Source organism: Streptomyces sp. NPDC001822 (assembly GCF_042892135.1).
Lineage (GTDB): Bacteria > Actinomycetota > Actinomycetes > Streptomycetales > Streptomycetaceae > Streptomyces.
In genome coordinates this window covers 26,761-39,332 of record NZ_JBIATW010000023.1, presented here as the reverse complement: position 1 = coordinate 39,332, position 12,572 = coordinate 26,761, and the positions used below count along the sequence as shown (strand labels likewise).

12 protein-coding genes and 1 riboswitch are annotated in these 12,572 nt (G+C 73.1%); of the genes, 5 read left to right on the top strand and 7 right to left on the bottom strand.

From position 1 onward, the window contains the following. Positions 1 to 267: a sulfur carrier protein ThiS gene (gene thiS / locus ACFYY2_RS33300; RefSeq protein ID WP_388750081.1), complete on the bottom strand. Its 267-nt coding sequence runs from the start codon at positions 265 to 267 to the stop codon at positions 1 to 3. Beyond that, a complete protein-coding gene (gene thiO / locus ACFYY2_RS33295; protein WP_388750078.1) occupies positions 264 to 1,490 on the bottom strand; it encodes a glycine oxidase ThiO in 1,227 nt (408 codons plus the stop codon). The genes thiS and thiO overlap by 4 nt, the downstream gene beginning before the upstream one ends. Next, positions 1,488 to 1,600, bottom strand: a riboswitch (TPP riboswitch). It overlaps the preceding gene by 3 nt. A 219-nt stretch (positions 1,601 to 1,819) precedes the next feature. Here thiO and ACFYY2_RS33290 point away from each other — a divergent pair. The 5 genes from ACFYY2_RS33290 (at position 1,820) to ACFYY2_RS33270 (ending at position 6,335) form a co-directional block, all read left to right on the top strand. Further along, positions 1,820 to 2,992 carry an NAD(P)/FAD-dependent oxidoreductase gene (locus ACFYY2_RS33290; protein ID WP_388750185.1) on the top strand — a complete coding sequence of 391 codons (1,173 nt, stop codon included), beginning with the start codon at positions 1,820 to 1,822 and terminating at the stop codon, positions 2,990 to 2,992. A gap of 59 nt (positions 2,993 to 3,051) precedes the next feature. Further along, a complete protein-coding gene (locus ACFYY2_RS33285) occupies positions 3,052 to 3,417 on the top strand; it encodes an Rv2175c family DNA-binding protein (RefSeq protein ID WP_388750075.1) in 366 nt (121 codons plus the stop codon). A 132-nt stretch (positions 3,418 to 3,549) separates the two neighbouring features. Beyond that, on the top strand, positions 3,550 to 4,200 hold the full coding sequence (gene thiE, locus ACFYY2_RS33280) for a thiamine phosphate synthase (protein WP_388750073.1): 651 nt from the start codon (positions 3,550 to 3,552) through the stop codon (positions 4,198 to 4,200). A 156-nt stretch (positions 4,201 to 4,356) separates the two neighbouring features. Next, on the top strand, positions 4,357 to 5,274 hold the full coding sequence (gene metF, locus ACFYY2_RS33275; RefSeq protein ID WP_388750070.1) for a methylenetetrahydrofolate reductase [NAD(P)H]: 918 nt from the start codon (positions 4,357 to 4,359) through the stop codon (positions 5,272 to 5,274). A 50-nt stretch (positions 5,275 to 5,324) separates the two neighbouring features. Next, a complete protein-coding gene (locus ACFYY2_RS33270; protein ID WP_388750068.1) occupies positions 5,325 to 6,335 on the top strand; it encodes a hypothetical protein in 1,011 nt (336 codons plus the stop codon). 73 nt (positions 6,336 to 6,408) lie between these two features. On the opposite strand, the gene ACFYY2_RS33265 is transcribed toward ACFYY2_RS33270, so the two are convergent. From ACFYY2_RS33265 to ACFYY2_RS33245, 5 genes are all read right to left on the bottom strand, one after another. Continuing rightward, positions 6,409 to 7,902 carry a phytoene desaturase family protein gene (locus tag ACFYY2_RS33265; RefSeq protein WP_388750065.1) on the bottom strand — a complete coding sequence of 498 codons (1,494 nt, stop codon included), beginning with the start codon at positions 7,900 to 7,902 and terminating at the stop codon, positions 6,409 to 6,411. 31 nt (positions 7,903 to 7,933) lie between these two features. Next, positions 7,934 to 8,551 carry a DUF4126 domain-containing protein gene (locus tag ACFYY2_RS33260; RefSeq protein ID WP_388750062.1) on the bottom strand — a complete coding sequence of 206 codons (618 nt, stop codon included), beginning with the start codon at positions 8,549 to 8,551 and terminating at the stop codon, positions 7,934 to 7,936. A gap of 347 nt (positions 8,552 to 8,898) precedes the next feature. Beyond that, positions 8,899 to 9,510 carry a TetR/AcrR family transcriptional regulator gene (locus ACFYY2_RS33255; protein WP_388750059.1) on the bottom strand — a complete coding sequence of 204 codons (612 nt, stop codon included), beginning with the start codon at positions 9,508 to 9,510 and terminating at the stop codon, positions 8,899 to 8,901. Between the two features lie 29 nt (positions 9,511 to 9,539). Beyond that, entirely contained in the window at positions 9,540 to 11,627 is a 2,088-nt protein-coding gene (locus ACFYY2_RS33250; protein ID WP_388750056.1) for a YhgE/Pip family protein, read from the bottom strand. Then, complete coding sequence (locus tag ACFYY2_RS33245; protein ID WP_388750053.1) at positions 11,599 to 12,471, bottom strand: ATP-binding cassette domain-containing protein; 873 nt, start codon at positions 12,469 to 12,471, stop codon at positions 11,599 to 11,601. The genes ACFYY2_RS33250 and ACFYY2_RS33245 overlap by 29 nt, the downstream gene beginning before the upstream one ends. Positions 12,472 to 12,572 lie beyond the last annotated feature (101 nt).

Below are 12,572 nucleotides of genomic sequence, written 5' to 3'. Positions count from 1 at the left end.
TCAGCCTCCCTGGACGGCGGTCAGGATCTCGACGCGGTCGCCTTCGGCGAGCACGGTGGCGGACCACTGACCGCGCGGCACGACGGCCTCGTTGACGGCGGCGGCCACACCGGAGGGAGCCGCGGTCAGCGCGGCGACGAGGGTGTCCAGCGCGGTTCCGGCGGTCAGGGCACGGGATTCCCCGTTCACGGACACGGACACGGACTCGGATACGGGCGCGGATTCGGGAACGGGAACGGGGACGCCGGCGGGCACGGGCTGTGTCATACGGACTGCTCCTGCTGCACGGGGGTGGTTTCCGGACGGGTGGAGGCTTCCGCACCCCTCGGGGAGAGGGGCCGGGGAGCGGGGGCGAAGCGGGACGGTGCGAAGGGGCGGGCCACCTCGGGCAGCTCGCCGGTCGTCAGGGCGTGGGCCATCACCTCGCCCGTGACGGGGGTCAGCAGCACCCCGTTGCGGTGGTGCCCGGTCGCGAGAAGCAGGCCGGGCAGGGCCGTCGGGCCCAGCAGCGGGGCGTTGTCCGGCGTGGCCGGCCGCAGGCCCGCACGCGTCTCCGTCAGCGGGAGCTCGGTGATGCCGGGCACCAGCTCGTGCGCGTCCCGCAGCAGTTCGTAGACCCCGCCGGCGGTGACCGTGGTGTCCCAGCCCTGTTCCTCGGTGGTCGCGCCGACCACCAGCTCACCGTCGGCGCGCGGGACGAGATAGACGTGGCTCCCGCGCACGACGGCACGGACGGTCCTGCTGAGGAAGGGGGCGTACGAGGCCGGGACGGTCAGCCGCACCACCTGTCCCTTGACCGGGCGGACGGGCGGCAGGACCGCCTCGGGTATCCCCGCGAGGCGGCCGCTGAGGCTTCCCCCGGCCAGGACCACCTGGCCGGCCGTCAGCTCCGTACCGTCCCGCAGGACGGCCCCCGTGGCGCGGCCGTGCGTGACGCGGAGGCGCTCGGCCCAGGCGCGCCGGAAGCGCACCCCGGCCCGCTCGCAGGCCGTGACCAGGGCGGACGCGAGACGCCTCGGGTCGACCTGATGGTCGCCGTCGACCCGCAGCCCGCCCCGCACACCCGGGGCGAGCATCGGTTCGAGCCGCCGGCACTCGCGGCCGCTGAGCCACTCGGACTCCAGGCCCGAGCGCTGCTGGAGCGCGTGCAGTTCCCGCAGATGGGCCCGGTCGTCGGCGTCCAGTGCGACGGACAGGGTGCCGCAGGCGCGGAAACCCGTCGCCCGTCCGCTCGCCTCCTCCAGCTCGGCCACGAAGTCCGGATACCGTTGTGCGGAGGCGAGGTTGAGGCCGAGCAGCATCTGCTCGCCGTAGTGCAGTTCGGTGACGGCGGCCAGCATCCCGGCCGCGACCCGGGCGGCTCCGCCACCAGGTTCGGGGTCCGCGAGCGTGACGTCCAGACCGCGCTGGGCCGCCCGCCAGGCGGTCACGAGACCGATGATGCCGCCTCCGACGACCAGGACGTCGGAACTGTCTGCGGAGATGCGCATGGGCGTCCAGCCCCTCCCTTCGCCGGCATGACCCGGATCAGGTTCGTACGGTCGGAGGCCGGTCAGCCTCCCTCTCAGCCCGGTACGCCCGGGCTCCCGCGAGTGCCTTACGGTGGCCAGCCTAGACCCCGCCGCCTCCGCGCAGTAAGGGAGCGGTGCCCGTGGCCCGTTCGCCCGGCGGACCCGTCCCCGCGCCCGTCGCCGGCCAGGCTTCCGGGAGGCCCTGAGCTGACGTCATGTCAGGTGATTAGGGTGGACGTGTGAGTGATCTGACGCAGGACCCGGCAGGAGGACCCCGGCCGCACGGGGCCGTGGTCGTGGGCGCCGGAATGGCGGGTGTGCAGACGGCCGTGGCCCTGCGTGAACAGGGCTACGCGGGCCCCGTCACCCTCGTCGGGGCCGAACCGCACCAGCCGTACGACCGGCCGCCGCTGTCCAAGGCGGTCCTGCTCGGCAAGGCCGAGGACTCCGCCTTCGACGTCGATTTCGAGGAGCTGGACATCACCCTGCGCCTCGGGCTCGACGTGACCGGCCTGCGCGCACGGGCCCACGAACTGGACACCGCGGAGGGCCCCGTCGCCTACGACGTGCTGGTCGTCGCCACCGGTGCGGAACCCGTCGTGCTGCCCGGCACCGAGGGCGTTCCCGGCGTCCACCTGCTGCGCACCCTCGACGACGCCGCACGGCTGCGGCCCGTGCTCGAGCGGCAGCACGACGTGGTCGTCGTCGGAGCGGGCTGGATCGGTGCCGAGTTCACCACCGCCGCCCGCGCCGCCGGATGCGAGGTCACCGTCGTCGAGGCCGCCGACCGGCCCCTCGCCGGCACGATGCCCGCCGAGGTCGCGGCCCCCATGGCCGCCTGGTACGCCGAGAGCGGAGCCCGGCTCCTCACGGGGGCCGGGGTCGCCCACGTCGAACCGGGCACCGTGCACCTCGCGGACGGGCGGGCGGTCCCCGCCGGAGCGGTGGTCGTCGGCATCGGCGCCCGCCCCGCCACCGCGTGGCTCGCAGGCTCGGGCATCGAGCTCGGCCCGGACGGGTCGGTCACCACCGACGGTTCCCTGCGCACCTCCTTGCCCGACGTGTACGCGGTGGGCGACTGCGCGTCGTTCCCCTCCGCCCGCTACGGCGAACGCCTGCTGGTCCACCACTGGGACAACGCCCTCCAGGGCCCCCGGACCGTCGCCGCCGCCCTCGCGGGCGGGGAGAGCGCGGCCTACGACCCCGTGCCCTACTTCTGGTCCGAGCAGTTCGGGCGCTTCGTGCAGTACGCCGGCCACCACGCCCGCGCCGATACCCTGCTATGGCGCGGTGACCCCGCGGAGCCCTCCTGGACGGTCTGCTGGCTGAAGGAGGGGATCCTGGTCGCCGTGCTGGCGGTCAACAGGCCGCGCGACCTGGCCCAGGGCCGCAAGCTGGTCGAAGCGGGGGCGCGGATCGATCCGGCCCGCGCGGCCGACTCCTCCGTACCGCTGAAATCCACGGTCCTCCCGGAGCGCTGACAGCCCCGTACGGTCGGCCCGGGTACCGACTGTCGGTCCGGGATGGCACGCTTGTCCTTGTGACCGAGATTGACGCAAAGATCGATGCTCTCGTCCCCGCCTGGCTCCACCTTCCTGACATCGCGGAAATGCTCGATGTCCAGGTGACGCGTGTACGGCAGCTGGTCAAGGAGGGCCAGCTCATCGCCGTACGACGTGGTGAGAACCGGACGCTCCAGGTGCCTGCCGCCTTCATCGACGGCGACAAGGTGGTCAAGGGCCTCGCGGGGACCCTGACGCTCCTGAGGGACGACGGCTACACCGACGAAGAGATGCTGGACTGGCTCTTCACCCCCGACCCGACCCTGCCCGGAACACCCGCGCAGGCCCTGAGCGAGAATCGCGGTACGGAGGTGAAGCGCCGGGCCCAGGCGCTCGCCGTCTGACCGGAATGCCGTGAGTGGGGTGCGGGCCCTGGCACACACGGCCCGCACCCCGCCGCTCCCGGCCTTCCGGCGCGGCGGTCATCCACCGGCTCACCAGCGATCCATCGACGCACCACCCGGGGGGAACTCATCATGCCCACGCTCCGCGACAGGCTCTCCGACGCCCGGCTCTACCTGTGCACGGACGCCCGCAAGCGGCAGGGTGACCTGCCCGAGTTCCTCGACGCCGTGCTCGCGGGCGGCGTGGACGTCGTCCAGCTGCGCGACAAGGGCATGGAGGCGGCCGAGGAGCTGGAGCACCTCGCGGTGTTCGCCGACGCCTGCGCACGCCACGGCGCGCTCCTCGCGGTGAACGACCGCGCCGACGTCGCCCACGCCATCGGCACCGACGTGCTGCACCTCGGGCAGGGCGACCTCCCGGTGCCCGCGGCCCGCGCCGTGATCGGCGACGACGTCCTGATCGGCCGCTCCACCCACGCCGAGTCCGAGGTCGACGCCGCCGTCGCCGAGGCCGGCGTCGACTACTTCTGCACCGGACCGTGCTGGCCCACCCCCACCAAGCCCGGCCGCCACGCCCCGGGTCTCGGCCTGGTGCGTCACGCCGCCTCGCTCGGCACGGACCGGCCGTGGTTCGCCATCGGCGGGATCGACGCGGGCAACCTCGACGAGGTCCTGGACGCCGGCGCACGCCGTGTCGTCGTCGTACGCGCGATCACCGAGGCCGAGGACCCCGCCGCGGCCGCCGAGGCCCTGGCCCGGCGCGTCCGGGCGCGCGCCCTCTGAGCGGCCGCCGCGCTCCCCGCGGCTCCGTACGCCGGTTCCCGGTCCGTGCGGGAGGTCTCCGGCGGCGGTGTCCGAGTGGTGGACAACAGCCACCTCATTCCGGTCAATTCGCTCACTCTGGTTGGGGGAGCGCCCGGCCCTGGTTAACCTCCCAGTATGGCCCTTGGCACACCTTCCACCAGGACGGATCACGCGCGCACCGTGCGTGAGCTGCTCGCGTCCGGTGAGACTTCGTACTCGTTCGAGTTCTGGGCGCCCAAGACCGAGAAGGGCGAGCGGAACCTCTGGAACGCGCTGCGGCGCGTCGAGGCCGTGGGGCCGAGCTTCGTCTCCGTGACCTACGGGGCCGGAGGGTCGACGCGTGCCGGGACGGTGCGGGCCACCCAGCAGATCGCCGCGGACTCCACCCTCACCCCGGTCGCGCACCTCACCGCCGTCGACCACTCCGTCGCCGAACTCCGCAACATGGTCGGCCAGTACGCCGACGCGGGCATCCGGAACATCCTCGCCGTGCGCGGGGACCCGCCCGGCGACCCCATGGGCGAGTGGGTCGAACACCCGCAGGGCGTGCGGTACGCCGCCGATCTGGTCCGGCTCATCAAGGAAGCCGGCGATTTCTGCGTAGGCGTCGCCGCGTTTCCCGAGATGCATCCGCGGTCGGCCGACTGGGACTCCGACATCGGTCATTTCGTGGACAAGTGCCGCGCCGGGGCCGATTACGCGATCACCCAGATGTTCTTCCACCCGGAGAGTTATCTCCAGATGCGTGACCGGGTCGTCGCCGCGGGTTGCGACACCCCGGTCATCCCCGAGGTGATGCCCCTCACCAGCGTCAAGCAACTCGAACGATTCGCCCAGCTCAGCAACGCGTCCCTGCCGGGACCGCTGAAAGAGCGGATCCTCGCCGCTAAGGACGACCCGGCCGCTGTACGCTCCATTGGCATCGAGTTCGCCACGGAGTTCTGCGCGAAACTGCTCTCCGAGGGTGTCCCGGGGCTGCACTTCATCACGCTCAACAACTCGACGGCGACACTTGAGATCTACGAGAATCTCGGACTGCACAAGCAGTCCTGACCGGCCGTACCCGCCACCGACCGGGGCGGTGGCCGCAGGAGGGGGCGGGCGTGGGCTGGACGGTCCTCTACATCGCATTCGGCATAGTGGCGCTGTGGCTGCTGGGCGAGGTGCTGCTGCAGTACAAGGCGCGGCTCCGCTGGCGGCTGCTGGCCTTCTGCGGCTTCCTCGGCGTGGTCCTCGGCGTGCTGATCCCCTCCGTGCTGGTGATCGCCCTCGGAGCGATCGCCTTCGCGACGGGGCAGACCTATGTGACGCTCTCCTTCAGGCGCGGCTTCTCCACCGGCTGGGCCCTCGGCGGCAGCCCGGGCGAGAGCCGCCGCCGGCGCGGTGCCGGAGCCTCCGCCCCCCAGCAGCCCGTGCTCGAGGTCTCCGACCTGGAATACGAGGAAACCTCCCCGTCCCTGCCCCCGGAGCAGCCCGCGGCGGTCTACGAACCGCAGCCGATGCCGGACGACACCGGGCAGTACGGCATCTATACCGACCCCGTCCCGGCCGGCGGCGAACAGCAGCCGCAGTACGCCGCGTACGACCCCTACAACGGCTACGGGCAGCAGGCCCCCCAGGACCCCTACGGCGACGGCAGCGGCGGCCACCGGGGTCAGGACGCCTACCAGGACCAGGGCGCCTACCCCGGCCAGGACACCTACCAGCAGCAGGACGGCTACCAGCCGCAGGAGACCTTCCAGGCGCAGGGCACCTTCACGGGGCACTACGACTACGGACAGGACCCGGCGGGGTACCCCGCCTACTCCGACCCGTACGCCGCGGCGGGCGCCACCGACGGGACCGGGCAGTACGCCGCGTACGACAACGGCTACGACAACTCCGCGTACGCCGACCGGAGTCACGGATACGACCCGTCCCAGGGCGCGGGCCCGCAGCAGCCCGCCGATCCGTACGCGGGCCAGTACTCCACCGACACCCCGCCCGGAGGGGTGTGGGTCCCGCAGCAGCGCGAGAGCGACCAGTACCCGCCGCTGCCGCCCGAGGAGCCCGTCCAGCCCGGGCCGTACGGCAACGGCTACGACACGGGCCAGAACGAGCAGTACCGCTACTGACCGGACGCCGGACCGCGGACGCCGGCACGGGCCGTGCGTCCGGCCGCGCGTCGGGGACGACGGCCGCCGCGCCTCACCGGGAGCCGCGGAAGTCGTCGCCCTCCACCACGAGTCCGGCGACCAGGGCGCCCGACATCCCGGCGTGGGCCAGCCCCCCGCCGGGGTGCGACCAGCCGCCCGCCAGATACAGGCCCGGCAGCCGGGTGCGGTTCCCTGCGTGCAGGTACGCCCCCTCCGCCCCCGCCAGGGCCGGGGCCGGCACCGAACCGCCCTCGGCGCCGGTGTCGGCGGCCGTGTCGGCGGGGGTGCGCACCTCGGTGTGGAGTATCCGCTCGCGCAGGCCCGGGACGGCCGCGGCCGCCCGGTCGGTCACCGTCTGCGCGAAGCGCTCGCGCAGCACCGTGTCCGTCCAGTCGACGGGGCCCTGCGGGGCCACCGTCACCACCAGCGTCACCGCCTCGTGTTCCTCGTCCGGGCGGGTGGCCGGGTCGTCGGGACGCAACACCATCACCGTGGGCCGGTCGGCCGTCCGCCCGCCGAACACCGCGTCCCGCTCCGCCGCGGGGTCCCCGCCGTGCACCACGGTCCGGTGCACGGCATCCGCCTCGCGCGCGCCGCGCAGCGACAGCAGCACGACGAAGCGGCCCGGTACCACCGACTCCCGTGCCCCGGCCCGTTCGGCGCCCGCCGGGAGCAGACCGGGTCCCGGCCACGCACCCAGGACGACGTGATCGGCCTCCACGGCCGTGCCGTCCGCCAGCTCGATTCCCGAGGCCCGGCCGTCCTTCTCGGTCACCCGGACCGCCTCGGCACCGAAGACGAACTCCACCTTCCGCGCCAGGCACCGCTCGTACACCGCCTCGGCCAGCGCCCGCATGCCCCCGTCGACGTACCAGCTGCCGAACGTCTCCTCCATGTACGGCAGGAGGGCCGCCGCGGCCGGGGCGCGGCGCGGGTCGAGGCCGTACGACAGGGCGTAGCCGTCGAGCAGGGCCGCGAGCCGGGGGTCGCCCAGCTCCCACTCACCGACCTCCGAGACCGTGGCCGCTTCCTGGGCCGGGCGGAGCAGCCTGCGCCGGCGCACCGAGGGATAGGGATCGCGCTCCAGCACCCGGGGGTCCTCGGGCAGCGGCTCCTCCAGCAGGGGCCTGCGCGAACGGTTCCAGGCCGTGCCCGCCCGGTCCAGGAACTCGCCCCAGCGCGCGCCGGCCCCCTCACCGAGCGCCCGGTCGAGCGCGCCGACGACGCCGGCCCTGGAGGCGTTGGGGAGCGACACCGACGTGCCGTCCGCGAAGATGTGACGGCTCGCCGGGTCGACCTGACGGAGGGTGACGCACTGCTCCAGGGGTTCCCTGCCCGTCTTCACGAAGAGGTCGCGGTAGACGGCGGGCAGGTGGAGGAGCCCGGGACCGGTGTCGAAGACGAAGCCGTCGCGGGCACGGCGGCCGACCGAGCCGCCGTACGTCCCGGAGCGCTCGTACACCGTCACCCGGTGGCCTGCCACGGCGAGCCGGGCGGCCGCCGCCATCGCGCCCGTCCCGGCGCCGATCACCGCAATTCGTGCCATGTCAGTGACTTTAGAGGGTGCCGCCGACAGCTCACTCGCGAGGCCGGTCGCCGCCCGCCGCGGCGATGCGCCTCTCCTCGCGCCGCTGCGCCCTGCGGCGCAGGAAGCGGCGGATGCGGGAGGCGAGGAAGACCAGTATCGCCAGCCCGAGGAGCAGCAGCGTCCCGGCGGTCACGGCGGCGGCCACCGGGTTGAACATCGCGAAGGTGATGATCCCGGCGACGCCCAGATCCTCCGCGACGCTGACCCCGATGTTGCTGAAGGGTTCGGGGGAGGTGTTGACCGCCATCCTGGTGCCGGCCTTGACCAGGTGGCTGAGCAGCGCGGTCGAGCCGCCCACCGCACCGGCGGCGAGCTCCGGCAGCGACCCGCTCTCGCCGGCCAGCAGCGCGGCCACCACCGCCCCGGCCACGGGCCGGACCACCGTGTGCACGGAGTCCCAGGCGGAGTCCACATAGGGGATCTTGTCGGCCACCGCCTCGCACAGGAACAGCACACCGGCGGCCACGAGCACGTCCGTGCGCTGGAGGGAGGCGGGCACCTCGTCGGTGAGTCCGGTCGCGCCGAAGACGCCCAGGAGGAGGACCACCGCGTAGGCGTTGATCCCGCTCGCCCAGCCGCTCGTGAACACCAGGGGGAGTACGGACACGGACGCGATCGTAACCAGTGGGCGTGCCGTGCGGAGGGGCTTCCGCGCAGGCCTGAGTATCCCTACTCAGTGCGGGAGATGAGTAGGGGCGCGGATGGGATCCCACCCGCCGGGAGGGAAGAGTGGGGACCACGGAAGGGGCGCGGCTCCGGAACCGCCGGCACGGGGCGGCGGAACGGGCGACGTGCCCCGGACACAACGGGGGCGCACGGCGCGGAGCCCCGGGACCACGGGGGAACCAGGGTCACGGGGGAGGGCTTCGCGGCTGCACGGACGCCGGTCCGGTGGAATTCGGGGGGATCGAATTCCACCGGACCGGCGCTCTGCGTCCGGGGTCCGCCGGGCGCTCAGCGCCCGCTGACGCGGCCGTGCAGAAGCAGCGACAGCGCGGAGTGCACGTCGTCGATCGTCCGCTCCGGCTGGAACGCCTGCCAGTCCAGTGCCGCGACGAGCACCATCCCGACCAGCGCCGCGGCCGTGAGCTGGACGTCGATCTCCTCGCTGAGTTCGCCGGCGGCGACGCCCTCCCCGATCACCCCCTCGACGACCGCCACGGCCTCCTGGCGCAGCACCAGGAGCGTCGACTGCCAGGCACGGTTGGTCCGCCAGAGCTCGGCGACGTACAGCTGGGTGAAGGCCGGGTAGCGGTCGATGAAGACCAGGCCGGCCCGGATCATCGCGTCCAGGGCCTCCACCCGGGTGCCGCCGCGGGCGTCGGTGGAGTCCGCGGCGGATCGCAGCGACTGCGTCAGCAGCCCCACTCCGTGGCGCAGCAACTCCTCGAAGAGTTCGGTCTTGCTCTTGAAGTTGTAGTAGACGGTGCCCTTGGCCACCCCGGCCCGCTCCGCGATCTCGTCCACCGTGGTCGCGGAGAAGCCTTTCTCCGCGATGAGTGTGACCGCCGCTTCGTAGAGCTTCTGCCGGGTGGCCTGGCGGCGCGTCGTGCTACTGCTGTCCATGGGCACGATTGTCACAGGTCCTTGAGCAGTCACAGACTCAGCTCCGGGTGCAGCCGGTCCAGGGTCCACACCTGCTTGCGGCGGGCCGAGAGCGCGGTCAGCGCCAGCGCCCCCGCGGTGAAGGCCAGGAGCACGGCGCAGCCCTGCCAGACCGGGCCGAGCCCGCCGCCCGTGATCAGCCGGCGTAGCCCGTCCACCACGTAGGTCATTGGCAGATACGGGTGGATCGCGCCGAAGAAGCCGGGGCTGGTCTGGACGGGATAGGTGCCCCCGGCCGACGTCAGCTGGAGCATCAGCGCCGCGAGCACGAGGATCCGGCCCGCCGCGCCGAACCGTGCGTTCAGCCACTGCACGATCGCGGCGAAGCAGCACGTCACCAGTGCCAGGAAGCCGATCGTCCCGGTGGCGTGGGTCATCTGCAGCCCGAGCCGCCAGTGCAGGACGGACATCAGGGCGGCGACCTGGAGCAGGCCGATCGCCGCCACCGGCAGCCAGCCCGCGAAGGCGATGCGCCAGGCCGGTGCGCCGGCCGACAGCGCCCGTCGGTTGAGCGGCTGGATGAGCATGTACGCCACCATCGCGCCCACCCACAGCGAGAGCGGGATGAAGTACGGGGCGAAACCCGTCCCGTAATTGGGGGCGGCATGCAGCGAGGAGGAGGCGAGCTTCACGGGGTCGGCCATGACACCGGTGCGGGTGTTGCGGTCCGCCTCGTCGTAGTCCGGGATTTTTCCGACGCCGTCGTTCAGTCCCCGGGCGAGTGTCGCGGAGCCGTCACCGAGCCGGTGGAGACCGCTGTCCAGACTCCTGGCGCCCGTGCCGAGCTTCCTGACCCCCTTGTCGAGGTTCCCGGCACCCGCCCTGGCGGTGCCGAGCCCGGTGTGGAGGGTGTCCGCACCCTTGGCGACCTTGTGCGCCCCGGTGTTGAGCGCGTTGATGCGGGCCACCGCGGACTCCAGGTCGGAGTCGAGGTCCGGCGAGCGCTTCGCCAGGGCGTCGGCCTGCTTCTGCAGTGTGGTCAGTTGGCCGCGCAGCTTCGTCAGGTCGCCCTTCTGGTTGGTGACGAGGGCGTTCACGTCGTCGGAGACCCGGGCGACGTCGGCCGCGGCGGTCCTGGCGCGCTTCAGCTGCGGGCAGACCCCCGGATCGGGCAGCGGCTGTTCCTCGCAGCGCAGGCGGTGGACCTCGGCCAGGTCGGCGGAGGCCTCGTGCGCGGCGGCCGAGGCGGTGGGCGCCGCCTCCACCAGCAGGTCGAGGTTGTCCCGCACGGCCTTCGAGGAGTCGGACACCAGCCGGGCCGTGGCCCCGATGGCCTTTCCGTTGTCCTTGAGGAACGGCCGCACGTCCGCGGCGGCCTTGTTGACCTTGTCGGCGAGCGACTGGGTCCCGTCGGCGACCTGCCGGGAGCCCGTTTCGAGGTCGCCCGCTCCCTTGTTGAGCCTCACGAGGCCGGAAGAGAGCGTTCCGCTGCCCGACTTGGCGGTCCTGAGGCCGTCCGCGAGGTCCTTCGAGCCCTTCTTCGCCTTCGTCAGGCCGCTTTCGAGGTCGTCGGCCCCCTTGGCCGCCTTCGCGGTCGCGTCGTGCAGCCCCGAGAAGTTGATGAAGATCTTGTCCAGGAATCCGCGTGACGCCTTGGCCGAAGCGGCGCTGCGGACTTCGGCGAAGACCGTCCTGGAGATCTGCCCGACGATGTAGTTGTTCGCGTCGTTCGTCCGCACCTGGAGGGCGCCGGTCCCGGGGGAGTCCCCGGCGCTCGACGCGATGCGCTCGCTGAAGTCCGACGGCATGGTCAGCGAGAGGTAGTAGGTCCCGTCCTCGACGCCCCGTGCGGCCTCGGCGGAGCCGACCTCGTGCCAGTCGAAGACCTTGCTGTCGAGCAGCTTGCCCGTGATCTCGTCACCGGCGGACAGGTGTTCGCCGCCGGTGCTCGCACCCTTGTCGTCGTTGACGAGCGCGACGGGGATGCGGTCGAGGCGTCCGTACGGGTCCCAGAAGGACCAGAGATAGAGGGCCCCGTACAGCAGGGGCAGCAGGAGGAGGGCCACCAGCGCGGCGCGCGGCATCCGGCCCCTGCCGAACCTCCGCAGTTCAAGCGCGGCCAGTCTCGGCGATCGCATCTGCCGTGTCCTTCCGGTTCGTCGTGTCGTCGGCGGCCGCGGCCGCCGTCTCCTCCGGCCCGGGGCGGGCGGCCCCGGGATCCGGTGCGGACGGGGGACCCTCCGGTGTGCGGGCCCCGGCCGCCCCGCCGCCCGCCGGCTCGTCCTCCGCCGGGCGGGCGTGCACGACGAGTGCGTCGTCCGGGGCCTCGCTGCACACCGCCAGCACCGTCGTCCCGCCGTCCGCGAGGCGGCGCAGCAGCTGCCACGCGAGAGCCCGGTCCGGCGCGGACAGCTTCAGGTCGGTGTCGTCGACGGCGAGGAGCCTCGGGCGGCCCATCAGCGCGAGTGTGACGGACAGGCGGAGCGCCTCCAGGCGCTCCAGGTCCCGTACGGAGGTCCGTTCGGCCTTGGGCAGGTCCGAGAGGTCCAGCCCCGCCGCGTCGAGCGCCTCCTCGACCACCGCGCGGGACGCGGCGGCCCGCTCGGCGCGGGGCCGCAGCAGCGCACGGGGGGACCCGTCGAAGCGGCGCCGCAGCAGGGCGCGTTCCCTCAGGTGCTCGGCGACCGTCAGCGCGGGGTCCAACTCGCTGACGCCGGTGACCGGACCGAGCGCGCTGAACCCGCGCACGGCGGCGAGCCGCCCGGGCAGCCGCTCGCCGCCCACCTCCGCGTGGCCCGCCGTGGAACGCATCCGGCCGGTCAGCGCGAGCAGCAGGCAGGTCCGGCCCGATCCGGACGGGCCGGCGATCGCGACCAGGGACCCGGGCCCGGCGCTGAACTCCACTCCGTGGAACGCCCAGCCGCGCGGCCCCTCCAGTCCGAAGCCCTCGGCGCTCAGCGCCGCTCCCTGCGGGCCGTCCACGACCCCACCCCCAACATTTAGACTGACTGGTCAGTGCAAAAAAGTTAACCCGAACTCGCGCTCGAAGCAAAGTCGCTGGTCAGAGGCGGATCCTGACGGAT